Annotated in this window: 22 protein-coding genes; 16 read left to right on the top strand and 6 right to left on the bottom strand. The window is 30.7% G+C overall.

Features of this window, described 5'->3' with window-relative positions:
- Positions 1 to 6: 6 nt before the first annotated feature.
- Positions 7 to 2220 carry a TonB-dependent receptor gene (locus tag DB891_RS14485; protein ID WP_116764299.1) on the top strand — a complete coding sequence of 738 codons (2214 nt, stop codon included), beginning with the start codon at positions 7 to 9 and terminating at the stop codon, positions 2218 to 2220.
- Between the two features lie 165 nt (positions 2221 to 2385).
- The gene (locus DB891_RS14480; protein ID WP_394335999.1) at positions 2386 to 2901 is read left to right on the top strand and encodes a glutathione peroxidase; all 516 of its coding nucleotides are present in this window, start codon (positions 2386 to 2388) and stop codon (positions 2899 to 2901) included.
- Positions 2902 to 3008: 107 nt separating this feature from the next.
- Here the strand turns inward: DB891_RS14480 and DB891_RS14475 are convergent, their stop codons facing one another.
- The 3 genes from DB891_RS14475 to DB891_RS14465 form a co-directional block, all read right to left on the bottom strand.
- The gene (locus DB891_RS14475; protein ID WP_116764297.1) at positions 3009 to 4016 is read right to left on the bottom strand and encodes a tRNA dihydrouridine synthase; all 1008 of its coding nucleotides are present in this window, start codon (positions 4014 to 4016) and stop codon (positions 3009 to 3011) included.
- Between the two features lie 93 nt (positions 4017 to 4109).
- The gene (locus DB891_RS14470) at positions 4110 to 4379 is read right to left on the bottom strand and encodes a hypothetical protein (RefSeq protein WP_124019524.1); all 270 of its coding nucleotides are present in this window, start codon (positions 4377 to 4379) and stop codon (positions 4110 to 4112) included.
- Between the two features lie 20 nt (positions 4380 to 4399).
- Positions 4400 to 5971, bottom strand: coding sequence for a hypothetical protein (locus tag DB891_RS14465; RefSeq protein ID WP_116764295.1), 1572 nt, complete (start codon positions 5969 to 5971; stop codon positions 4400 to 4402).
- A 565-nt stretch (positions 5972 to 6536) separates the two neighbouring features.
- Here DB891_RS14465 and DB891_RS14460 point away from each other — a divergent pair.
- Genes DB891_RS14460 through DB891_RS14430 form a run of 7 tightly spaced genes read left to right on the top strand, consistent with a single transcriptional unit; the run spans position 6537 to position 17732 of the window.
- Positions 6537 to 8264 carry a type I restriction-modification system subunit M gene (locus DB891_RS14460; protein WP_116764294.1) on the top strand — a complete coding sequence of 576 codons (1728 nt, stop codon included), beginning with the start codon at positions 6537 to 6539 and terminating at the stop codon, positions 8262 to 8264.
- A 3-nt stretch (positions 8265 to 8267) separates the two neighbouring features.
- Positions 8268 to 9578, top strand: coding sequence for a restriction endonuclease subunit S (locus tag DB891_RS14455; protein ID WP_116764293.1), 1311 nt, complete (start codon positions 8268 to 8270; stop codon positions 9576 to 9578).
- 40 nt (positions 9579 to 9618) lie between these two features.
- Positions 9619 to 10083, top strand: a complete 465-nt coding sequence (locus DB891_RS14450; protein WP_116764292.1) for a DUF6932 family protein — start codon at positions 9619 to 9621, stop codon at positions 10081 to 10083.
- A complete protein-coding gene (locus DB891_RS14445) occupies positions 10076 to 11008 on the top strand; it encodes a hypothetical protein (RefSeq protein ID WP_116764291.1) in 933 nt (310 codons plus the stop codon). Before DB891_RS14450 ends, DB891_RS14445 begins: the two co-directional genes overlap by 8 nt.
- Positions 11009 to 11067: 59 nt before the next feature.
- The gene (locus DB891_RS14440; RefSeq protein ID WP_116764290.1) at positions 11068 to 14100 is read left to right on the top strand and encodes a type I restriction endonuclease subunit R; all 3033 of its coding nucleotides are present in this window, start codon (positions 11068 to 11070) and stop codon (positions 14098 to 14100) included.
- Between the two features lie 57 nt (positions 14101 to 14157).
- Positions 14158 to 15600: an SIR2 family protein gene (locus DB891_RS14435; RefSeq protein WP_223256116.1), complete on the top strand. Its 1443-nt coding sequence runs from the start codon at positions 14158 to 14160 to the stop codon at positions 15598 to 15600.
- A gap of 8 nt (positions 15601 to 15608) precedes the next feature.
- Positions 15609 to 17732, top strand: coding sequence for an ATP-binding protein (locus DB891_RS14430; protein WP_116764289.1), 2124 nt, complete (start codon positions 15609 to 15611; stop codon positions 17730 to 17732).
- 55 nt (positions 17733 to 17787) lie between these two features.
- On the opposite strand, the gene DB891_RS14425 is transcribed toward DB891_RS14430, so the two are convergent.
- Positions 17788 to 18066 carry a helix-turn-helix transcriptional regulator gene (locus tag DB891_RS14425; protein WP_116764288.1) on the bottom strand — a complete coding sequence of 93 codons (279 nt, stop codon included), beginning with the start codon at positions 18064 to 18066 and terminating at the stop codon, positions 17788 to 17790.
- A 132-nt stretch (positions 18067 to 18198) separates the two neighbouring features.
- Between DB891_RS14425 and DB891_RS14420 the strand changes: the two genes are divergently transcribed.
- The 3 genes from DB891_RS14420 to DB891_RS14410 all read left to right on the top strand — a co-directional run bounded on the left by DB891_RS14420 (position 18199) and on the right by DB891_RS14410 (position 19636).
- Entirely contained in the window at positions 18199 to 18522 is a 324-nt protein-coding gene (locus tag DB891_RS14420) for a hypothetical protein (protein ID WP_116764287.1), read from the top strand.
- Positions 18523 to 18539: 17 nt separating this feature from the next.
- Entirely contained in the window at positions 18540 to 18851 is a 312-nt protein-coding gene (locus tag DB891_RS14415; protein WP_116764286.1) for a hypothetical protein, read from the top strand.
- 152 nt (positions 18852 to 19003) lie between these two features.
- Positions 19004 to 19636 carry a recombinase family protein gene (locus DB891_RS14410; RefSeq protein WP_116764285.1) on the top strand — a complete coding sequence of 211 codons (633 nt, stop codon included), beginning with the start codon at positions 19004 to 19006 and terminating at the stop codon, positions 19634 to 19636.
- Between the two features lie 134 nt (positions 19637 to 19770).
- Here DB891_RS14410 and DB891_RS14405 read toward each other — a convergent pair whose 3' ends face one another.
- Together DB891_RS14405 and DB891_RS14400 are read right to left on the bottom strand one after the other, a co-directional pair.
- Positions 19771 to 20358, bottom strand: coding sequence for a hypothetical protein (locus DB891_RS14405; RefSeq protein WP_124019523.1), 588 nt, complete (start codon positions 20356 to 20358; stop codon positions 19771 to 19773).
- Positions 20359 to 20397: 39 nt separating this feature from the next.
- Entirely contained in the window at positions 20398 to 20769 is a 372-nt protein-coding gene (locus DB891_RS14400; RefSeq protein WP_189337155.1) for a hypothetical protein, read from the bottom strand.
- Positions 20770 to 20883: 114 nt separating this feature from the next.
- Here DB891_RS14400 and DB891_RS14395 point away from each other — a divergent pair, with 114 nt between their 5' ends.
- The 4 genes from DB891_RS14395 (at position 20884) to DB891_RS14380 (ending at position 25899) form a co-directional block, all read left to right on the top strand.
- Positions 20884 to 21132, top strand: coding sequence for a helix-turn-helix domain-containing protein (locus DB891_RS14395; RefSeq protein ID WP_116764283.1), 249 nt, complete (start codon positions 20884 to 20886; stop codon positions 21130 to 21132).
- Positions 21133 to 21474: 342 nt separating this feature from the next.
- The gene (locus DB891_RS14390; RefSeq protein ID WP_116764282.1) at positions 21475 to 21948 is read left to right on the top strand and encodes a hypothetical protein; all 474 of its coding nucleotides are present in this window, start codon (positions 21475 to 21477) and stop codon (positions 21946 to 21948) included.
- Between the two features lie 274 nt (positions 21949 to 22222).
- A complete protein-coding gene (locus DB891_RS14385) occupies positions 22223 to 25348 on the top strand; it encodes an SIR2 family protein (RefSeq protein WP_116764281.1) in 3126 nt (1041 codons plus the stop codon).
- A gap of 53 nt (positions 25349 to 25401) precedes the next feature.
- A complete protein-coding gene (locus tag DB891_RS14380; RefSeq protein ID WP_116764280.1) occupies positions 25402 to 25899 on the top strand; it encodes a hypothetical protein in 498 nt (165 codons plus the stop codon).
- Positions 25900 to 25934: the final 35 nt, after the last annotated feature.

Genomic DNA, 25934 nt, shown 5'->3' with positions numbered 1-25934 from the left:
TGAGAAATGAAAAAATATATACTGATTTTTTTGGTTCTATTTGGTTTAAATGCATTCAGTCAGATTCAAAAAGGCTTTGTTATTGATGAAAACGGAAAACCAATAGAAAATGCAACCATTACCAATCCAAAATCGAATACCCATTCACATACTGATGAAATTGGAAATTTTAGTATTGATAAATCCAATGTTGGAGATGTTCTTAATGTAAGTGCATTGGGACATAAAAAAACGGACTATACGATTACGGATTCTGAAAGAACTATTCTGATGGAAAGTGGTAGTTTTAAACTGGAGGAAGTGGTCATTCAGTCAAAAATAGCAGCGATAAATGTGATTTCCAAAATTGATTTGGAAACCACACCTGTCAATTCATCGCAGGAAATTTTGCGAAAAGTTCCAGGATTATTTATCGGTCAGCATGCAGGAGGAGGAAAAGCGGAACAAATTTTTTTACGTGGTTTTGATATCGATCATGGCACGGATATCGCGATTAATGTAGATGGTATGCCAGTAAATATGGTTTCGCATGCACACGGACAAGGGTACGCCGATTTGCATTTTGTAATTCCGGAAACAGTAGATAAAATTGATTTTGGAAAAGGGACTTATTATGCCAGTAAAGGTGATTTTGCAACGGCCGGATATGTTGATTTTGGCACAAAAGAAAAGCTGGATTTTAGCAGTATCGGAGTTGAAGTAGGGCAATTTAATACGTTTAGAACGGTGGGTTTGTTTGATCTTTTGGGAAGCAACAAAAAGCAAAGTGCTTATATTGCTACCGAATATATTCTTACTGATGGTCCATTTGTTTCTCCACAAAATTTCAACCGAATCAATTTGTTTGGAAAATATTCATTTGTTTTAGAAGATAATAGTCGGTTTTCTATTATTGCTTCTCGCTTCACCAGCAAGTGGGATACTTCGGGTCAAATTCCACAACGACTGGTCGATGATGGAACTATTTCCAGATTTGGATCGGTAGATGATACAGAAGGAGGAGCTACTTCGAGATCTAATTTTTATGTTTCATTCCGCAAACCAATTGATGAAAATACGTTTTTGAAAGCCAGTACTTTTTATTCGAATTATAAATTTGAATTATTTTCCAACTTTACTTTTTTCTTGGAAGATCCTGTCAATGGTGATCAGATTAAGCAAATAGAGTATAGAAATCTATATGGAATCAACGCAGAATTGAATAAAAACATCAATAAAGAATCGGTTGATTTGTTATTTCAATTGGGATTTGGTGTCCGCAACGATGCGACAACAAATACTGAATTATCTCATACCTTGAATAGAATTACCACTTTGGAAACAATTAAATTGGGAGATATAGACGAGTCAAATGTTTTTAGTTATTTGAATACTGAGATTCGTTTGGGGAAATGGTTGATCAATCCTGCTGTTCGATTGGATTATTTTAAATTTGGTTATCAGGATAAGTTAGCGGGTAATTACATGACACAGACAGAAAGTCAAGTAAAAGTATCTCCAAAAATGAATGTTGCGTATTCCCAAAACAATGATTTGCAATTTTATTTCAAAACGGGAATGGGTTTTCATTCAAATGATGCCCGAGTTGTGATTGCTAATAATGGAGACGAAATTTTGCCAAAGGCAATTGGGACAGACATTGGTACAATATGGAAACCTTTCCCTAGATTGATTGTCAATTCGGCTTTGTGGTATTTGTATTTGCAACAAGAATTTGTTTATGTAGGCGATGCAGGAGTTGTTGAACCAAGGGGAGAAACAAGTAGAGCTGGTTTTGATTTAGGGATTCGCTATCAGTTAAGTAATTATTTCTTTTTTAATTTTGATGCCAATTATACGCATGCCAGAAGTATTAATGAGCCGAATGGGCAGAATTACATTCCGCTGGCACCAGATTTTACCTCTACCGGTGGGTTAAGTTTTCAAAACTGGAAAAAGTTTTCGGGAGGTTTACGTTACAGATATATGGATGACCGACCTGCCAATGAAAATAATTCGATAGTGGCAAAAGGCTATTTTATAACTGATTTCAATGTCAATTATACCTTCAAAAAAATAGTCTTTGGAGTAACGGTTGAAAATTTATTTAACTCGGAATGGAATGAAACCCAATTTGCCACAGAATCCAGATTGAAGAACGAAACGGCCAGTGTAGAAGAAATTCATTTTACACCAGGAGCACCATTTTTCTTGAAAGTTGGAGTGCTCTACAAATTTTAGTCCTAATTTAATTTGTTTGTTTGAAAACCCAGCATCTTTATTGATACTGGGTTTTCTGTTTTAATTAACTTTTGTTCAAGTAAAATAATTTATGATAACACAAATATTTGATTAATTTTATATAAAAATAAACACATGAAAAAAATAGTAGTAGCGATCTGCGCAATGTTCTTTTTTAATATTCAAATACAAGCTCAAGTGAAACAAAATATTTATCAATTTAAAGTAGAAGATTTATCTGGAAAGACTTTTGATTTTGCCACTCTAAAAGGCAAAAAAGTAATGATTGTCAATACCGCCTCAAAATGCGGGTTAACGCCTCAATATAAAGATTTAGAAGCTTTGTATAAAGTATATTCAACCAAAGGTTTTGTGATTGTAGGTTTTCCAGCCAATAATTTTGCTTCACAAGAACCTGGAACCAATGAAGAAATTGCCACTTTCTGCCAATTGAATTATGGGGTTACCTTTCCTATGATGGACAAGGTTTCTGTAAAAGGGGAGGATATGTGTGCCGTTTATCAATTTTTGACTCAAAAATCTAAAAATGGTTTAGAGGATTCAGAAGTACAATGGAATTTTCAAAAGTACCTTATCAATGAAAAAGGGGAGTTAGAAAAAGTAATTTCTCCAAAAACCTTGCCAACCGATCCTGAAGTGGTGAATTGGATTAAGGGATAGTTTATTAAGGAAGTGATCAGTGATCAGTTTTTAGTATTCAGTTATAAAAAAAGAGTTTGCTAGTCAAACTCTTTTTTGGGTGTTATATTTTGACCAAAAACCAAAAACTATCCTTTAGCTATAACTTCTTTAACCGTAGCTTCATAATTTTTGATGCTTTTGGATTTTTTGATGTTTTTATGAACTTTATGGGGATTCGAAAATATAACCGAAAAGTATTCCCATAGGTGGTGCATTTTTAGTAGAATATGAGTTTGTCCAGATAATGACTCACTGTATCCTTCATAAAGAGTATCATGGAAAGCACTGAACAATTCCATTTTATTTTCAGGATATTCTAAAGCATTGCTTTTTATCATACTCGGCAAAAAAGGATCTGCAATCAATCCTCTTCCAATCATCCAATGGTCTATGGTGGGAAAGCGTTGTTGCATTTCATGGAATTTAGCCACCGAAGTAATATCACCGTTATAATACAATTTGTGTTTGGTGTTGTCAATACATTGCTGAAACGCATCCAGATGTACGCCTCCTTTATATAGTTGTTTCCCTGTGCGGGCATGTATGGCAATATTCTTAATAGGGTAAGTGTCTAAAATAGGTAAAACATCAAGAATTTCTTCAGTAGTATCGTACCCCAAACGCATTTTCATCGATACAATTATGTCGGTTTCTGAGTGTGCTCTATCAAGAATGTGATTGATTTTCTCGGTATTACTGATAAGACCAGAACCCATGCCACATTTGTTTGCGATTTGAGACAATGCGGACTGCTTTTGTCCAGCAATATTTGGTGGATTCTTTGGTCTAGCAACCATTGGGTAGGGGCATCCTAAATTCCAGTTTAGCTCTTTATAGCCTAATGACTGTACGTATTTAGCAACAAATAAAAATTCATCAGCATCGTTGGTTAGTACTTGTGGTATAACTTCTAATCCTTCATTATTTTCAGGAAGCAAATCACGGTGATAGGAATTTTTTATTTCAAGTTTTCCATTCAAACGGATATATGGAGAATAAAAAGTATCGATTCCACCGAAAAATTTATTTTGAGCATTTCTAAAACGGAAATCGGTAAATCCTTGTAAAGGTGAGGAAAGCAGGGTAAAACTCATAATTATTTCTAAAGGTGCAAAGGTAAGTGATTATTTAAACTTGTTTAAGAATATCATCTTAAATAGATAATTATCTTTTATATTTATAAAACTTTATCCCCCTTCATTTATAAGCATCAAAAAATCTGAAGTTAATTCAGTCGTTCTTGAATAACATTCTGAAACTACTTTGGTTTTGATATATCCAACTACACGTAAGTTTTCTATTGTTTCTAGGATTATTTTTCTGGTAGTTCCAAGTTCTTTTGCCATATCCCCAGCTCTTAGATTGAATATTCCAATAGAAGGAAAATCCAGTATGAGCATAAGCACTAATTTTTCAGTACTCCCAATAGTTTTAAGTTTTAATAATTTTGAGTTCATTTTTTTTTCTTTTAATTTCATTATTTTAATAGTTGTAATTTTATGTACGAGCCATTTTCATTTGAATAGTCAATCTGCGAGTTGATATAATTTCTAATTTCTTCAGTAACTTCATTCATGAATTTCAGATTCCAAATTTCTTCTAGGTCTTTTTTTAATGTATCAAATCTTTTATCTGCAACATAGCTACCAAATTTATACTTACAATTGTGTATAAATCTTTCAACACTTATTGTTGAGTTTATTATTGTTGGTACTTGTTTTGTTATTAGTTCTTTATGATGTGGTGGCAATGACTGAATATTTTCAATTTGGTTGTCTATTACTGTTTTAGAATCGATTTTAAGCACCTCTGGAGAATCTTCTTTTGCTGACACTATTAGTTTATCCTTAATCATCAAATCTTCTTTAGAGCTGTTATTTAATTCTGAAACTAATTCTTTAAATGGAGACCAGTTACGTTTAATGGTAGCTAGACTTTTATTAAGCTTTTTAGTGATTTTTTCTTGGGTTATTTTACCATCACTTTGAAAATTCCAGTCCTCAATGGTATCATTGATAGATTTTTGAGTCTTATCAGTTTTTATTTTACCCATTAATACAGCGGTCATTTTTTGCTTTTCTTCTTTAGATATTTTTTTATTTGGGTTAAAGAGAATTCTTCTTTCCTTGTTCAAGTATGTCTCTAGTGTTCCTTCTTTGCGTTTTTTGATAACACCAGCAACAATTGATTGAATTTTTTCTGGGTCATATTTTTGAGTAAAATGCTTATTTATTTCGTTGGCACATGCCATTAAAAAACCAATTTCCTTAGTTGGGTTCAAAAGTGCGTATTGGGATAACACACCAAACATGGTTCTGTTCCGTTGACCAACTTCAATTCTTTTTGGTATAAATGGGATACATAAATTTTTCTTCTTATCAAACACAATATAGTCACCATCAGTACCCTTAAAGTAATCATCAATATTATTGAATCTTATTTTATCTGATTGTAAAAAGGTGTCATTTACTGTTATAAGTCTTTCTCTCTTCTCTCCCTCCTGTATGGGAGTAAATGATACCTTTTTATTAATTGCTTGAAAAGTAAGAGATTCATTGTTATGATACAAATTAGCGTCATACGTCAATACATTCTGTTGTGTAGCTTTACATGCTCCTAAATCCATTGGAATACCTAACATATTACCAATTCCATGATAAGTATCTTTGAAGTTATTAAGAGATAAACCATCAACTTTAACTAGTATTCCTAATCCCGTTTCAGAAAGTGATTTCCAACAAGCATAAATGTGTGGATTGGTCAAATCAATAGTAGTGCTGTCATCGACATCAATATATATTAAACCAGTTGGTTCAATTATTGTTTCGTTTGTTGCTTTACCTTCAAATTTAAAGTTAAATCGAAAAGTTGGAATGTTATGGGTTTTAGTCTTTTGGTAAATTGAAGATGATTTACCAAGTTTTCTGATGGCTAAAATTGTTTCTAAATTTGAGTCACCATTTTTGATTGTCGAAAAGACTTCATCAATCGTTACGTTTTTGTCTATAAATGAGTTTTTTACATTTTTAAACTGGTTAATAGTTAGCATTAAAGGGTAATATTATTCTCTCGTTATTGTTCTCTCATTTTTACTTGGTGAGAGAAGCTGGGAGATATGCCTATCTTTTATCCCAGCACCCAAGGCAATCATTTCCGACTACTTTTATAAATATCTGAATGTTTATCTAAAAATCCATTTTGTCAATTATTTATTAAATTGAGTCCAGAATTAGATGAATATCAAATACACTCAATTATAATGAAACATTCTGATATTGTCAATACTTAAACAATAAAAACTTTTACTTTTTTGTACTAAAAATCAACTTTTAATCGATTTTATGGTACCAAAACGGATTCAGATACGTGGGTAACTGCTCTATCATGGTATGTGGGAAAAAGCTGATTTTGAGTTGTTTTAAGCTGTTTTTTCAATTACATTCAATACGGTGTTCTCACTCACTCCATTTTTCAGGTAAAAATCCTATTTCCAATTCATTATTTTGCTTACTTTTAGCCAAAAGTTACATTAATCAATGGACATTTTTATCAGTTTATAAATTAATCTATCTATAAATTGAACATTAAAATACTATATCAATCCAAAATAAAACATGAAGAACGTTAAAGAATCGGCAAATTTTATATGGTCAATTGCTGACTTATTGAGAGGTGATTATAAACAGAGTGACTACGGAAAAGTAATACTACCATTAACCGTACTGAGAAGATTGGATTGTGTTTTAGAATCCTCAAAAGAAGCGGTTTTAAAAAAACACGAACAACTAAAAAACACTGGAATTGAAGACTTTGATTTACTACTCAACAAGGCTTCTGGATATAAATTTCACAACCGAAGCAATTTTACTTTTGATAAATTAGTTGCTGACCCAAATAATATTGCTTTAAACCTAAGAAACTACATCAACGGTTTTTCTGAAGATGCAAGAGAAATTATTGAACAATTTGAGTTTGAAAACCAAATAAATAAAATGGATGACAACAATTTGTTATTCATGGTCATCAAACGATTTCAAGAAATAGACCTGCATCCAGACCGAATCTCTAGTATGGAAATGGGGTACATGTTTGAAGAATTAATCAGGAAATTTGCTGAAATTTCTAATGAAACCGCTGGAGAGCATTTTACACCTCGTGAGGTAATCAAACTGATGGTTAATATCTTGTTCTTAAACGATAGAGATATTTTGACCAAAAAAGGAATCACCAAAACCATTTACGATTGTTGCGCTGGTACAGGCGGAATGTTATCTGTTGCTGAAGAATACTTAAATGAGCTGAATCCAGATGCACGTCTGGAAGTATTTGGACAAGAATTGAATCCAGAATCCTATGCTATTTGTAAATCAGATTTATTGATTAAAGGACAAAATGCATCCAACATTAAAAAAGGAAATAGCATCTCTGAAGATAAATTATCCAACGAAAAGTTTGATTACCTCATTACAAATCCTCCTTTTGGGGTAAAATGGGAAAAATTTGCTAAACCTGTAAAAACTGAACACGAACAATTAGGACATGGCGGGCGTTTTGGTGCTGGATTACCTTCTGTAGGTGATGGTTCTTTTTTATTCTTAATGCACCTAATGAGCAAAATGAAACGTCCTGAAGAAGGTGGCTCTCGTCTTGCATTGGTATTCAACGGTTCACCACTCTTTTCTGGTTCTCCTAGTAAAACTAAAAACGAAAGCAGTATTCGCCAATGGATTATCGAAAATGACCTATTAGAAGCTGTAATTGCATTGCCTAACCAATTGTTCTATAATACTGGAATCTCAACTTATGTTTGGGTAATATCTAACCATAAACCTATTGAAAGAAAAGGAAAAGTTCAACTAATAAATGCTATTGATTTCTTTAAGAAAATGAGTAAATCATTAGGTAATAAACGAAATGAAATAACCAAAAAACAGATTGCTGAAATTACTGAAATATATGGTAATTTCAAGCCCAACGAATACTCTAAAATATTCGACAACAAAGCTTTTGGTTATGCAAAAGTTACAGTAGAGCGACCTGAACGTAATGTGAAAGGCGAGGTCGTAACCGATAAAAAAGGAAATCCTAAACCAGATTCTTCTTTGCGTGATACAGAGAATATTCCGTTGACAATGGATTTTCAAGAATATATGAAAAAAGAAGTTTTGCCACACGTTCCCGATGCTTGGATAGACGACAGTAAAACATATATTGGCTACGAAGTTAACTTTACCAAATATTTTTATCAATACAAGCCGTTACGTTCCTTAGAAGAAATTCGTAAAGACATTATGGCTATTGAGGAAGAAACGGATGGTTTACTTAAAGAAGTTATTGGGTAAATTATGAAAAAATACGATAGCTATAAAGATTCTGGCATTGAATATATAGGTGAGATACCAGAGCATTGGAAGGTAAAAAAAACATTTCATCATTTCAAAGCCGAAAAGGGGAAAAAAGCAGCTTTATTAACCAAAGAATATTGCGGAACGATTGAAGGTAATTTTCCAGTTTATAGTGGTCAAACTGAGAATAATGGAATCATGAGTTTAATAAAGGAATACGAATTTGATTTTAGAGAAGACGGATGTCTTTTATCTACAACTGTAGGAGCTAAAGCAATGTCTATTTCTTACTTAAGAGGAAAATTTAGTTTGTCACAAAACTGTATGATTATAACATCTCGAAATAAAAATGAAATAAATAATAGATTCTTTTTTTATCAATTTCAACCGATTTTTAAGTTCCACAGAGGACTTATCCCAGACCATATGCAACCATCTTTTAGAATGGATGATTTGTATCAATTTAAAATTATTATACCATCCAAAATTGAACAAACTAAAATAGCAAATTTTCTTGACCATAAAACTACTCAAATAGATAGCTTAATTTCTAAAAAAGAACAGTTCATCACTTTACTACAAGAAGAACGAATTGCAGTAATAAACCAAACGGTTACCAAAGGTTTAGACCCAAAAGTAAACATGAAAGATTCTGGTATTGAATGGTTGGGAGAAATTCCTGAACATTGGGAGGTGAAGAAACTGAAGTATGTAGGAAATTGTCAAAATGGAGTAAGTGAAGGAGCAGAGTTCTTTGGTACAGGTCACCCTTTTGTAAGTTATGGTGATGTTTATAAGAACGTAATATTACCGAATAATGTTATTGGTTTAGCAAATTCAAATGAAAAGCATCAAGAACATTATTCGGTAGAGGAAAGCGATATTTTTTTTACAAGAACCTCTGAAACTATTGAAGAAATTGGCATTGCATCAATTTGTTACAATACGATTGAAAAAGCAGTCTTCGCTGGTTTTCTTATTAGATTTAGACCTAATAAAGAAATAATAATTAAAGAGTTTTCGAAATATTATTTTAGATGCTTTATACCAAGAACATTTTTCGTTAAAGAAATGAACTTAGTAACCAGAGCTTCTTTAAGTCAAGAATTACTAAAAAGGCTTCCCGTTTTATTACCTTCAATTAAAGAGCAAAAAGAAATAGCATTTTATTTGGATAAAAAAACAAATGAGATTGATTCAATTATTTCCAAATCTCAACAAGAAATCGAACTATTAAAAGAATACAAAACGGCTTTGATAAGTGAAGTTGTTACGGGTAAAGTTGATGTTAGAGATGTGGTTTTAAATTAGATTAAAAAGTTTAAATTGCTGAATTAATTTTATCATAAAAATGTACAAGAGAGAATACGAACCACTATTGGAAAATGGATTTAAACAAATTGCTTTGTGGCAGTTGGACAAAGTATTTCTAGAACCTTTTGAAGAAAATGAACAAAGACAATATCTAATAAATCGTTTATCTGCGTATATTAGTGAAGTTTTATCTTTAGGCTTAAATGCAGAGCTTTGGATAGACGGCTCATTTTCAACATATAAACCCGAGCCACAAGATGTGGATGTTGTTTTTTTATTAGACGAAAATGAAATAGAGCATTTAAGCGACAGAAAACAGAAATTGTTCGAAGAGTTATTTTTAAATAGAGAAATAATTAAAGCTAGATACTCCGTAGATGTTTATTTCATAGACCAAAATGATGAAATTGAAAAACAAAAATGGATAGCAACTTACGGTTTTGACTCAAGAAAAATAAACAGTAAAGGAATATATAAAATACAATTACCAAAAGATGTATAGTATAGAACGCATAGAGGAATTACTAGCAAATTCAGAAGATACTTTACTGAAATATGAGAACTTGCTCAAAAGCAATCCAAATAGTCTGTTCAATAAAGGTATGGTAAAAAACACCCGTGAACAAATAACAGAATTGCGTTCCAACCTTGCCTTCGAAAAACAGAAAAGAGAAAAAGAAATTATAGATATTCGCTTGAAAGGTAAAGTTGCAAAAGTTGGAAAGCTACCCTTAGATTTACTGGGAGAATTCGCCAAAAGCTTATCCGACTGCATTATAGAATCATCTAGAAAATATCAATATGGTAATAAAAGCGGTACAAAAATATTAACCTCCATTAAAGAAACTGTAGATTTAAGATTTGACAGGCTAGTTCCTGGCTCGACACATATTTTGGTTACAGGTAATAGCAGTCCCGATTTATTTGGGAATAGTATGATAGAAAATGCTTTGGTCAATACTTTTGAATTGTTAAATGTAAATAATGATTCTGAATTAATGGATAAATCAGAAAAATATGGTGCAGTAGGTATAAAAAAATTGAATAGAATATTAAACCTGAGTATTACTAACCATTTAGAATTTGATTTAGAATGGTCTTCACCAAACTCAAAAGTTTATAGATGGGAAGGTAGTTCCGATAAAATAAAACAACTCAATAATTCTATTTCAAAAATAGAAACCATTACTCCAGAAGAAATTGAAATTTCTGGTACATTGGTTATGCAAAGTATAAAAGGACAACTTGAAATTGAAGATAACGATGGGAAATCTGTAAAAGTATCTTTCCCGATGTCTTTTTTAGAAAAAATAAAAGAATTTCAAATTGGAGAAAATTTTTCCGCAGTAATTATTAAAAACACTCTTAAAAATAGTATTACTAAAGAAGAGAAGGCATCATTTGAATTAAAAGAAATAAATTCTTAAAAGATTTAGCAGTAGTTATTCCTTCGAGAGGAACTAACTAATCAAAAAATATCGAATATATGGCAAAAGGAATACATACAGAACTCACCTTTGAAAGAGCAATTGAGGAATCTTTATTAGAAATTGGGGGTTATACCAAAGGTTTTTCAGAAGATTTTGATGCACAATTGGGTTTGTTTCCTAAATACATCATTAATTTCTTAAAAGAATCGCAACCTATTTTGTGGGCAAAAATTAATAACATCCACAAAGATGAAGTGGATAAAAAAGTAATTCAACGCTTAATCAAAGAAATAGATTTGCGTGGTGTTCTGGATGTTATCCGTAATGGCTTTACCGATTATGGCGTAAAGTTCCAGATGGCATTTTTCAAGCCTGAAAGTACTTTAAACCCTGATGCAGAAATATTGTACAACAAGAATAATTTGTCTGTAATAAGACAGGTTTATTATGAGCGTGTGGGTAAAAATTCTTTGGATATGGTATTTGCATTAAATGGTTTGCCAATAGCCACTGTAGAGCTTAAAAATCAGTTTTCGGGACAATCAGTAGAAAATGCTAAAAAGCAATATGTCTATGACCGTGAACCCAATGAACCAATCTTTTTATTCAAGAAAAGAACTTTAGTTCATTTTGCTGTAGATGCTGATGAATGTTATATGACCACCAAACTGGATGGGAAACGCACTCGTTATTTGCCTTTCAATCTAGGAAGTAATAATGGTGCTGGAAATCCTTTGAATAAACACGGTTACCGTACTTCCTACTTATGGGATAAACTTCCTGATGGAAACGCTGGAGTTTGGACAAAAGACAGTTTCATGGACATCATTGGTAAATTCCTTCACCTAAGTGTGGAAGAATTTGAATTAAACGGAATTAAAAAGAAGAAAGAAACCATCATTTTTCCAAGGTTTCACCAGATGCAAGTAGTTAGAAAAACTACTGAGGATGCTAGATTAAATGGAGCTGGAAAGAATTATTTAATTCAACATTCAGCTGGTTCAGGAAAATCAAATTCAATTGCTTGGTTATCCTATCGATTATCCAGTCTTCACGATGATACAAACAAAAGGATATTTGATTCGGTTATTGTAATCACCGATAGAAAAGTATTGGATTCTCAATTACAAAACACTATTTATCAGTTTGAGCATAAAGATGGTGTGGTTCAAAAGATTGACAAAGACTCTCAACAATTGGCTGACTCTTTGACTGCTGGCTCTAACATTATCATTACAACTTTACAGAAGTTTCCTTTTATATTAGAAAAGATAGGTGAAATTCCAGCCCGAAAATATGCCGTGATTATTGATGAAGCGCACTCTTCTCAAGGTGGTGAATCTACCAAAAAATTGAAAGAAGTATTATCATTAAAATCACTAGAACAAGCAGAAAAAGACGAAGCTTATACAGGACTGGAAGAAGATGCAGAGGATGAAATAAGAAAATCGATGTTGGCACGTGGTAAACAAGACAATTTGAGTTTCTTTGGATTTACAGCTACACCAAAAGCAAAAACAATAGAAGTATTTGGGACAAAAGGAAGCAACGGAAAACCAGAACCGTTTCATTTGTATTCGATGAAGCAAGCCATTGAAGAAGGATTTATTTTGGATGTACTTAAAAATTATACGACTTATAAAACCTATTTCAAGTTATCCAAAGAGATTGAAGACGACCCTAAAGTAAACAAGAAAAAAGCATCCAGAGCCATTGGACGTTTTATGTCATTGCACCCTCATAATTTAGCTCAAAAAACGGAAGTGATGGTAGAACACTTTAGACAGGTAGTTTCAAAAAAAATTGGAGGAAAAGCAAAAGCGATGGTAGTGAGTAGTTCAAGATTACACGCTGTACGCTACAAAGAAGAATTTGATAAATATATTACAGAAAAAGGATATACCGATGTGAAAACCATTGTTGCTTTTTCAGGAAAAGTAATCTATGATGCTTCACCTGAAGGAGTAACAGAAGTAGAATTAAATGGTTTTTCGGAAAAAATGCTACCGAAGAAATTTGCATCCGATGAATACCAATTATTGTTAGTTGCAGACAAATACCAAACAGGTTTTGACCAACCTTTACTGCATACTATGTATGTGGATAAAAAATTATCTGGAGTCAAAGCAGTGCAAACCCTTTCCAGACTTAACAGAATGTGTGCTGGTAAAGAAGATACTTTTATTTTGGATTTTGCCAATGAAACTGAAGATATTTTAAATTCGTTTCAACCCTATTATGAATTAACATCAATCGTTGAAAATTCAGACCCTAACCATTTGTATGACCTGAAAGTTCAAATAGTTGCTTCACAAATCATTTGGCAATCTGAGGTGGATAATTTTTGCAATGTGTATTTCAAATCAGTTAAAAGCCTTACTGTATCAGACCAAAAGAAGTTATATTCATTTATTGACCCAGCCGTTGATAGATTTAAAAAGCTACCACAAGAGCAGTCAAAAGAAAACACCATTGGTACAGAAATCACGCAAGAAGACTTAAAAAATACTTTACAGGTTTTCACCAGAACGTATTCATTTTTGACTCAAATCATGCCATTTTCAGATATTGATTTGGAAAAGTTGTTTACCTACACTAGATACTTAATAAAGAAATTACCTCGAACCAGTCAAGATGATAAATTCAAGCTGGGTGACGAAGTTTCATTAGAATATTACAGACTTCAGAAAATAACAGAACAGGATATTTTATTAGAAAGTCAAGGGATTTATGAGTTAGAAGGTGGTGGTTCAGCAGGAATCCGAATGAGTCAAGAGGAAGAAACGGCATTATCAGAAATCATCAATGTACTGAACAAACGATTTGGAACAGAATTCAGTACAGCTGATAAACTCTATTTTGACCAGATTTATGAAGAGTTGATAGCAGATAATAGTTTAGGACTTCAAGCCAAATCCAATACCATGGAAAATTTTAAATACGGTTTTGAAGATAAATTCATGGATACAACAATAAGCAGAATGGAACAAAATCAAGATATATTCACCAAAATGATGAATGACAAAGAGTTTGGAGATATAGTGAGAGATTATATGTTGAAGAAAGTTTATAATCGATTGAATCAGTAGTTATAGTAATGATTATTTTAAGTTAAAAAAATCAATAACAATATTAAACAAAATTTAATGACACATTTTGACCCAACAAAAAATAAAATATTCTTTGGTAATACTGATAAATTAGTAGATTGGATTGTAGATAACCACGACCAAAATAAAATCATTGAAAAAATAAGATTAATGCTCAAAAATTACCTTGAGTTGGATAATGTAAGTTTTCTTTTTGGTTCAGGCACTTCCATTCATTTAGGAGCTGTAGCAATACGTAATTTTCCTTTAGAGGTTGAAACATATATCTATGAACAAGAAAAAACTGTTGAAGGAATCTATCAATCTTTTATTTTTATAATCAAACAATTACAAGGTGAATTTTTATCATTCGGAAAAGCCAATTTAATTGAAGACACTCAGACTTTTGAAGATGAAAGAAAATGGAAATTTAAAATTGAAAATGATATTGTTCGTGATATTGAGTCTAATGAAATAGTAATAGAATATGAAAAGGTTTTAAATTATCTAATTGCTTTTGAGTATATTCTTAATGAAGATAAAAGTAAACCAAGAACTGATAATTATTCAGAATTAATAACAGCTATTAAAGAAGGATTATTCAATGTTTGTGATTTAGAAAACAGAAAAGTATCACAATTTGTTATAGATAGAAAAAAGGCTAGTCAATTTGAAAAAGATAGAGAGCAAGGAATACTTTTAGAAACTCATACTAAATATATTTTTCATGAAAAATTCGTTAAGACTTTACTCCAAAGACCATTGAATTTAAGAAGAGCAAATATTTTTACTGCAAACTATGATTTGGCTTTTGAATATGCTTTTGATAAATTAGGTGTGCATTATATTGATGGTTTTACTGGTTTTCACAAACGATTTTTCAAACCTGAAACTTTTGAATATGATATTTTTTATCCAGGTTCAACAACTTCAGGTAAGGTACAAAGAATTGAAAAGGTAGTGAGATATTTTAAATTACATGGTTCTTTATCTTGGGTTAATTCAGGACAAAGAGATGCTAACAATCTATACGGAATTGAAGAAAAATCACTAGAATCAATTGAATTACTAAAGAAAAAAGGAGAGATAATAATATATCCTTCAGCAGTAAAAAAATCATATACTCTTGATTTGCCATATTCAGAATTATTTAGACAATTTGCTTCTACAATAACTCAATCACAATCAGTTCTTATAACAGTTGGGTATTCATTTGGAGATGAGCATTTTAATGATATTATATATCAAGCTTTATCAAATCCCACATTTACACTTATTGTTATTGATTTTCAAGGAACAAGAAATGAGTATATTAACAACTTAAAAGAATTAAATGACCCTAGAATCATAATTCTAGAGGGTGAATTTTTTGGTGATTTTTTGACTTTTTCTGATACTTTGATGCCAAATTTCAATAATATTGACAGTAACGAAAGAGTAGCTAATACATTAAACCAGTTATTGAGTACTAAACCAATAATTGAAGAACCAGCTAAATAAACTAAATAATGAGTGAAAGAAGTATTGGAAAAGTAATTTCTGTAGACAGTTTTAGAGCTTATATTCGATTAGATGATGACTTGAAAAGTTTATTTAAGAGTGGATTTGAAGATATTTATGAAGTTGCAAGAATTAATTCCTATGTAATTATTCCAATTGGAGCAGATAGAATTGTTGCGATGGTTACTAGTGTTAGAGCAATTGACGAAACTGAACTTGGAAAAAACAAAGAAGCAATATTTTTAACAAAATCTGCGAGGTATTTAGTAGCTACGATGATTGGAACAATTGAAAATAGTGGAAAATATATCCAAGGTGTTTATAATTATCCAATTCTTGATAATCCAGTTTGGTATGTTACCAGAGAGGATTTAGATAATATTTTTGACCAAAAAGAGAAATCTACAATTGATTTTGACGAAGATTATTATTTGCCAATTGGGACATCGCCTTCCTTTTCAGACTACAAAATAAAGATTAATCCTGATAAGTTTTTTGGAAAGCACGTTGCAATACTTGGGAATACAGGTTCTGGAAAATCTTGTACTTTTGCTTCCATTATCCAAAGTCTCTTTGAATTTGAATATAATGGTAAGAAACTGAAAAATGCTCACATAATTATTTTTGATACCAACGGGGAATACAAACAAGCATTTCAAGGAACTCCAGAAAATCCATATAAAAATGTGAATGAAGTAAATGCGTTTCATATTGATAAAGAGGGAATGAAAGTCCCTTTTTGGTTTATGAATTTTGCAGATTTCGATTATCTTTTTGAACCAACTTCAGGAACACAAGCACCTGTTTTTAAGAGAGCTTTAGGTCTAGCTAAAAATCAAAGGGTTGCTACAGTTAAAAAAATGATACCTCAAACGTTTATTTCAAAAATAGAATCTATTATTGTTGAATGTGACGAAAATAATTTTAAAATAAAAGGGACAATTTATAGAGAACTTGAACAATTTCTTATTGAAATTAATTCTCTTGATACGGATTTTGATAAAACCCAAATTTCAAAAGCTTTAAGTAATTTATTGGCAGAAAAAATAAATCTTAAAGAAAATGGGCAATATGTAAATGGTAATGTAAGTTCAGTTATTTTACACTATTCTTCTGAAATATTAAGAAATCAATTAATAGGATATAATATTTCATTAAGAGATTTGGAAATTATAGAAGACAGAAATATTGACTTACCTATTTATTTTAATTTTAGTGATTTAATTACTAGATTTTTTGACGAAGCAATTCTTGAACAAGAAAGCTCTGGAAATAGATTAAGAGAGTTTGTTTCAACGTTAAGATTAAGACTACAATCATATTTAGGAGATGAAAGAATATCTCAACCACTACTTCTTAATCAGCCTGAAGAAATTATGGATGCACTAGCTAAGTTTATTTCATTTATTCTTGGTGACTTTTGTAAAGTTTATCAATCTGGAGATACAGACTTATTCACAAAATACTATGATGACACTATTGATAAACTAGAAAATCTACCTAATATACCAAGCCAAATAACAATAATTGACATGTCTTTATTACCTTATGAAGTTTTAGAAACTATTACAGGTCTAATAGGACGACTAATTTTGGATTTTGTTTCTCGGTTTCCTGAAAGTGATAGAGGTAAGTTGCCTATGGTTATAGCACTTGAGGAAGCACAAAACTATATTCCTGAAAAAAATCGAGGTGATAAAGAATCAATTGCAAAAAAAGTTTTTGAGCGTATAGCTAGAGAAGGGCGTAAATATGGAATTTCACTTCTTGTTTCAAGCCAACGTCCATCTGAATTGTCAAAAACCGTTTTATCACAATGTAATTCATTTATAATCCATAGACTTCAAAATCCAGAAGACCAAAAATATGTGAGACAACTTGTTTCAGCCGCAAATGAAGACATACTACAGCAACTACCAATTTTACCCCAACAACATGTAGTAATCATGGGAGATGCTGTAAGAACACCTGTTCAAGCAAAAATGAATACGGCAAATCCGAGACCAAATAGTAATAATCCAAAATTCATTGAAAATTGGACAAAGGATATTCCAAATGACTTTCCAAATTACAAAGAAATTGGTAAGGCATGGGAAAAAGGAGAAAAATACAATCCACCCAAAAAAGAATAAATTATTCTTAGAATCGTTGTATAAAATTAAAATAGATTTAGTTTATTACAACTTTTTATTTTTCAAATTCTAATATTTTAAGACTCCTTTTTAAAAAGTCTTTAACTTCTTCTACTTCCAATTGTGAAATGGCTGTACCCTTTGTTGGTACAAACATTTCCCTTATGTCCACGTTTAAAGTTTCAGCTATTTGCAATAATAAATGTATTGTTGGCAGATTTTTCTCTGAATTAATATTGCTTATGGTGGTCATTGACACCCCAACTTTATTTGCCAAATCTTCACGGCTCATTCCTTTTTGAATCATCAATTCCTTTAATCGTAGAATTTCCATTTTTATATTTTTTACAAATATACAAATAAATAAAGTGTCACTTAACTTTTTTTAAAATAAATCAAACAAAACTTGTTTTTAAATAAAACAATGCTTTACTTTGTATTGTATTAATAAAGTAACACTTGATTTATGAAAGCAACTGAATTTAAATCTGAAATTAAAGACATCAAAGAAAACCTAAAAGGTTTAACTCTTCAGTTAGTTACTAAAAATGGTTACAGACCTTATTTTAATTTGAAAGAGTTTGGTAATGCAATCTTAGAAGAAGAGAACAAAGGGAATGATTTTCGTATCAATCAAGTTTGGACTAAAGCTGGTATTGTTGGAGCAAAATCAATTAAAGCCCTTACTGAATTAATCAAAACAGAAACAGTTACTGCTATACAATTTGAAAGTTTTTTCAATTACAGTACAACAGAAAAATATATTAGAAGCTTTGGAGCTTTAGACTAAACTGAAAAAAGAAAAACATGGAAACTACATCAAGAACAATGGAAATAGCTCAAACAATTTTAGAACAAATTAAATATGCTGATAGAAGTGCTTTAATGGCTTGGGGAGCTAAAAACTTTTCAGCAATCAGCGAAAGCAAAGAATTTGAAGGTGGATTAACTTTTCAAGTTAATGGTTTAGTTCACAAAGGATGGGTTAAAGTTTGTCTTCGTTGGGTTGATGATTACACGATAATATTCATCAACAAAAATCGTGAAGAAGTAAAAAAAGTCGAGGGAGCTTATTGTGATATGCTAGTTGAGGTTATAGATTGGATTGAAGGAAGGTAATTCCTTTTTTTGACTTGTCCGTTTTAGAATTAGACCATGGTTCTTTTCTAAAACGGAAGTTGAAAGTGAAAACCCAACAAAACCGATTATAATGTTTTAAAACAATTCGGACTCTAAAACTAAAACAAAATTCAACCTAAATACCTAATATTATGAAATACTATTTTTATTCTCGCACATCAACTGTCCTTCAAAATTCTGCTAGACAAATCGAATCATTTAAATCGCATGAGGGATTTGATACTTCTAGATTGTTTGTTGAAAGGATTCAAGGAAATGTTCCATTTATGGAAAGACCAGAAGCAGTTAAAATGTTTGATGAAATCACAAATCAATTTGAAAGATGTACTGTAGTAGTGGATTCAACCGACCGTTTAGGCAGAAATTTACTTGATATTTTAAATACAATATCTGTCTTTAAAAAAAATCACATCAATTTGAAATCACTTAAAGAAGGATTTTCAACATTCTTGGATAATGGTGAAGAAAACCCAATGGCTAATCTTGTGATTTCAGTAATGGGTTCAATTGGAGAGATGAGCCGTAATCAGATAAAAACCCGTTCTATGGAAGGGATAAAAATTGCTCAAGCTCTTGGAAAATTCTCTGGTAGAAAAATTGGAGCCGTTCAAAGTGATGAAAAACTATTGGAACGACACCAAACAGTAATGAAGAAATTGCAAAAAGGTTTAACCATTCGTGAGATTACGGAAATTACAGGAGCAAGCTCAGCTACTATTATTAAGGTGAAAAAAGTTATGCTGAATAGAAAATTGATAAGTTAATAAAGTATAATGAATTATTAGGGTAGTGTAGCATAAACTACATGTGTAAAATCGCCATTTCTAGGGAAATAAGACATTTGTAAAAATAGAAAAGCCATAGAATTCTATGGCTTTTTCTATCAGTACTAAAAAATTTACGGAAGTGCCGTAAATGTACCATTTGTAATATTGAATATTTTCTCAACTATTTTAGTGCCGTTACAATAACCTAATGGAAATCCACCGTCATTGGTTAAATTACTTATACTAAATTCTCCTTTTAAAATCGTTCCGTCAAAACTTGTTATTTTTACTTTACCTGATGTTCCACTTTTGCTCCATAAATTTACCTCTTTATAACAGAGAGCTGGGTCATTTAGCGGTAAATAAGCACCCATGTTATCTGTGTATAAATCATAAGTTTTATTTGCAATTAATACATTATCAGTTGTTCTAATTCTCAAGACAAGTATTTCTAAAAAATCACAAGCAACCCCTTTTATTTTTGGTGATGTAACTATTTTAAACTCATTGGCACTCGTAGTTGTAGTAGTACTTTTTTCCCAATACATTTCTGAAATTGCAGAGTCATGCTCGTATTGTGCATTATTTAGTGTAAAGCTTAATGACGATTTTGAGGAATTGTTGGCATCGCCATTTGAATCATTTGAATCACTTGAACACCCGATAAACATTGACATGGTTAATAAAACTACCGATGCAATTAATAGATTTTTTTTCATAAAATTTGATTTAATTTAGTAATACACTCTTTGAATTTCTTATTGACATTTATTTATTTCGTCATCTACGTAATGATATAATTCATCAGCATAACTATCAGGTAAATCGTTTTCTTCAATTACATTGCGAATTTTTTGCGGTACATATGCAAATCTGCTATTCTCAACACGACTTAGTTCTCGTTGTTGATTAGTTTCATTATTGATATTTTTGACCTTCGCATATCTTTCGCAATAATCTTGAACGATTTCTTTCTGCGCCCATGCTTTTAATTCTTCAATGTTTTGTGTTTTTGGATGGTCATTATCGTACTCATCATCAACATGGTTTTTAAATTTTGTCAGTACAATTGCTACAAATAGAAATACGGCAAACGACATAATTCCTATGATTTTCAAGGCTTGTTTCATTTTAATGTTTTTTAATTGGTTTAAAATCCTGACAAAAATACAGAAAAAATTCTATTATATAGTGTACTACATTATAGAGTACCTTAAAAAAAACAAAATAATGAAATTTGGTTTATGGAAAACTCAGACCAAATAAACTGTTCAGAAGAACTAAAAGTAATAGCTGAACGATTAAAAGAATTAAGAAAAGCTAAAGGATATTCTAACTACGAGCATATTGCCTTTGAATTAGGTATGAGTCGTTCCGCCTATTGGCGATTAGAAAGTGGAGCTAACTTTGAACTAAAAACATTAATTAAAATATGTAGAGTGCTGAAAATTAGCTTAGAAGATTTCTTTAAAGGAATTGATGCCCCTAACTAATAGGCAAAATAAACCATTATTTTACAATTTCAATTTTTAACGATACAGATTACAAAATATAAGAAAATTTTAAATAAAAATTCAATTTTTTATACTGATGAAATTCTCCAGAGAATCCATGACTCCACTTTATAAGCACCTCTTCTAAAATGTACACCTATGATGAGGTGTTCAAACACAAAATAATGTTTAATTCAACATTTTAAAATATTATTATTTTTCCTGATTTTCCAAAATCACTTCTTAGAATCCAAAAGTGTCAAAAATTTTTTTTTGGAATTTTTTCAGTTTAAAAAAATGAATTAAATCCATCTTTACAGATATTTATAATCAAAGAAGAATATGGAACAAAATGATTTAATTACGATACCACCAAGTGTACTAGACCAACTTAAAAAGAACGTCGCTATTTATGTTTTAAAAGATAAAAAGCCAGAGGGCTTTGATGAAGCGTTGAGGTATATAGCCTTGGAAAAAGCAACAAAATCGCAATTAGCTAAGCTTAATTCATTTTCAAATCATCATTCATTAAACAATAACGATGACAAAGAAAAAATTGAGATATTGGATAGAATTATTGTGTTTGCTAAGAATTGGACAAAACAGGATAAAAGAAAAAAAGAGTTGTCAAATAAAATCAGAACCACTACAGACCATCCAACTGGAGCATCCACAAAAAAGCAATCTGGAAGAGAAGTTGACAGACTTCAAACTAGTCTTTCATCAGTAAAGCCATATACAACAGCACAGATTAAGGACAAAGGTTTAATGAATGAATGTTTGCGAATTATCGAAATTATGAAAAAAATAGATTAAGATAGATGACAAGCTGATTTAAAAACAGAGTATTATATTGTAAAAATGTAATTAAATTAATTGCTAACATAATGATTGAATCTATTTTTATTACACATGAATTCTCATCTTTTTTTTTCTTAGATTTGAGAAATTAGTTTTTGAATAAATTATTATTTGGATGACTAAATTCAAAACTTTACAATCTGGTTTTATAAAATTTAAAGGAACTATTCTACAAATATAATAAAGCCATCGAATTGTTCAACACACCAAACCATTAGAAAAAAACTACATGAACCAATTACAATTTGATGAATTTTTAAGGTCAGTCGCAATAAGCAAAAATGATACTTACACACTTTTATTAGGAGCAGGTAGCTCAATTACATCTGGAATTCCTTCTGCAAATGATTGTATTTGGGATTGGAAAGGAACAATATATAAATCTAACAATTCTTCAACCAATGATTGGATAAATAATTTCAGAAACCCAAAGGTTCAAAATACTATACAATCTTGGTTAGATAATCAAGGAAGTTATGTAGAAAGGGATAGTAAGGAAGAATATTCATTTTATGCAAAAAAGTGTTTTCCAATAGAAAAAAATCGTAGTCAATATTTTCAAAAAATATGTTCAAATATAAAACCCTCGATTGGGTATCGAACTATTCCATTATTAGTTAAAAATGGTTTATTAGATTCTGTTTGGACAACCAATTTAGATGATTTAGTAATGAATTCTTGTGTTTTAGGTGGTGTACAAGGAATTGAAATTACCTTAGATACGGTAAAACGAATTAATCAAAGAACACAAAATAGAAATGAATTACCAATCATAAAATTACATGGCGATTTTAAATACGGTGATTTAAAAAATACAGATGAAGAATTACAGTTTCAAGATGAAACATTTAGGCAAAAACTAATAGAATACTTGGGAGACAAACATTTGATTGTAGTTGGATATAGTGGACGTGATACTTCATTGATGAATGCTTTAAAAGATGCTTACTCAAAAAAAGGAGGAGGAATGTTATTTTGGTGTGGTTATCACAATAATAACAGTCAAGAGGTTTCTGACTTAATTCAACATGCTAAAAATAATAATAGACAAGCATTCTATATTCCTACCGATGGTTTTGATTCTACAATGCTTAATATTACAAAGCTTGTAATTGAAGGTAATAACAACTTAAAACAAGAACTTAGCTCTATTCAACAATCAAATAACATTGTAAATGAAACATTTACTCCTTTTGACTTAAAACTAGAACGTGTAAATAAAGTTCTTAAAAGCAACTTCTTCCCTATAAAATTTCCAGAAGAGGTATTTGTTTTTGATGCAATTTTTAAAGAAAAGCCATGGGAAGCTGTGAATAATATTGCTTTAAAAAGGAATGATATTTCTGCAATACCATATGAAAATAAAATTTGGACATTTGGAACTTTAGAATCCATTAAAGAAGCGTTTAAAGATATGCTTTCTGGAGATATTGTAAGAAAGCCATTAACTGACACAAGAATTCATCATTCAGGTATAAATTCACTTATGTTATCTTCAATTTGTAAAATTTTATCATCATCTGAAGGTTTAAATACAAACTATAGGGATAAAATATGGTCAGAGGAGTCTCGAATTATAGCAAATGAAAAGGTTTATAGTGCAGTTACATTATCGTTAGAAAAGATAGATAAAGAGTTTTATCTTACATTAAACCCAAGCTTCGCTCTAGAAAAAGATAGTGTTGATAAAAGCATAGTACAGCAAATTGGAATTGAATTTTATAAAAAAATATGGAACAACAGTTACAACGATTACATAAAAAAATGGAGCAAACTATTACTTACTAAAGACAGATATGATTTTCCAATAAATTCGGCAAGTGGATTTAATTTTTCAATTGGCAAAATCCCAATATTTACAAATATATGTGACTTAAATAACAAATATTCAAATACTCATAATGTTCCTCTTAAGTATATTAAGCTAAGAGGTGTTCAATTTAAAGAAGCTTCTCTATTGTTTTCAACAAAACATGGTAATAATCATACTTCCGATACTCATCCAATGAGGGGGCTAATAACCAATAAACCATTTGAAACAAGTTTAAATACATTCCTTGATACAACAATAAAACTAGGAGTAATAGCTCCTGAGCAAGATTCTAAAATTTTATTTGAATTTCTATCAAAACAGAATCAAGAAATATCAAAATTCAGTAAAAAAGAAGATTATATTATTGATTTTAAAGGTTTTTATAATACTTATGGCTTAAGCCTTAATATACCTGAACCAACTTCTTCAGATTGGGAGAATATATCTGAACCAATTAGCGATAAATTTAAGGAGAATATAAATGAAATTAAACGAAATATTTGTGATAAAATTACTAGTCTGAGTGCTACTGGAAATCAAAAAGTCATAATAATTTATATTCCTCAGAGATGGGAAAATTTCACAAGTTTCCATGAAGATGGAGAGTCATATGACTTACATGATTATGTAAAAGCATTTTGCGTAGAAAAAAGGGTCACTTCTCAATTTATTAGAGAAAAAACAATTAAAGATTTAAAACAAAGTTGTCAAATAAATTGGTGGCTATCATTATCTTATTTTGTTAAATCTTTCAGAACTCCTTGGATATTAAGCAATACAGATAAAACTACAGCTTTTGCAGGAATTGGTTATAGTATTGATTCGAAGAAAGAAGATAAAGGACATATAATTTTAGGATGTAGTCATATTTATAGTTCTACAGGCGAAGGTCTAAAATATAAATTATCGAAGATTAGCAATGATAAAATTCAATGGAGGCACAAAAAACCTCATTTAGGCTACGATGATGCTTATGAGTTTGGTAAAAGTGTAATTAATCTCTTTTATGAATCAATGAATGAAATACCGAAAAGAGTAGTAATCCATAAAAGAACTTTTTTTACAGATGAAGAAAAAAAGGGAATTCTAGATAGCCTCCATGATAATATTAATATTGAATCTGTTGATTTGGTTGAGATTAATTTCGAAGACGACATAAAATACGTTTCAAGTAAAATAAAAGATGGAAAGACCGAAATAGATGGCTATTCAGTATCTAGGGGGACTTGTATTCAATTAAATGCAAGCGAAGCATTATTATGGGCGCACGGTGTAATTCCATCTGTAAACAATCCAAAGTTTAATTTTTATCCAGGAGGCAGGTATATTCCAAAACCATTAAAAATTATTAAGCATCACGGAACAGGTAGTCTGGAGCAAATAGCTAATGAAATTTTAGGATTGACAAAAATGAATTGGAATTCGTTAAACATGTACTCACAATTACCAGCAACTATATCATCTTCAAATGATATTGCCAGAATTGGTAAATTGATTGAAAACAAAGAAAAGATTGAATATGATTATAGATATTTTATATAACTATGTAAATTATTTAATATATATAAGTACAAAATATAATTAATACATTAAATATGGTTGGAGATATAAAACACATAGTTGTTATACAAAGTTTGTTTGATGGTGATAAAAAAACAGGTGAAGAGCTTTATAATGATACCATTAAAATGCAAATTGAATATGTACAGGCACAAGATATTAAAATGTCACATTCTTTTCACAATGTTGAAGATAAAGAAGCTTTAATAGAAGTATTAAAGTACTATGGTGTTAACTCTTCTTATATGCAAGGAGGTGTAGTTATACATTTGGAAATACATGGTCTGGATAATTTACAAGGATTAATTCTAAAAAACAACTCAACTATAACTTGGGAGGTGTTATCAGATTTATTTAGAGTTATTAATGTTAATACTTGTAATAAATTATATGTAACCATGGCTACTTGTTATGGAAGATATTTATATAAAGGTATTGACCCTAAAAAGAAATCTCCATATTCAGGTTATATATCAGCTAGTCAAGAAGTAACTGCAAATTCCGGTGATATTGACCACCCAATTCCAATTTAAAGTGAGCACCTGATTCCAATTCAAAATGACCACCT

The organism is Flavobacterium laiguense, from assembly GCF_003097655.1.
GTDB lineage: Bacteria > Bacteroidota > Bacteroidia > Flavobacteriales > Flavobacteriaceae > Flavobacterium > Flavobacterium laiguense.
Note: the sequence above shows the minus strand (reverse complement) of the source record. Positions and strands in the feature narration are given on the sequence as shown.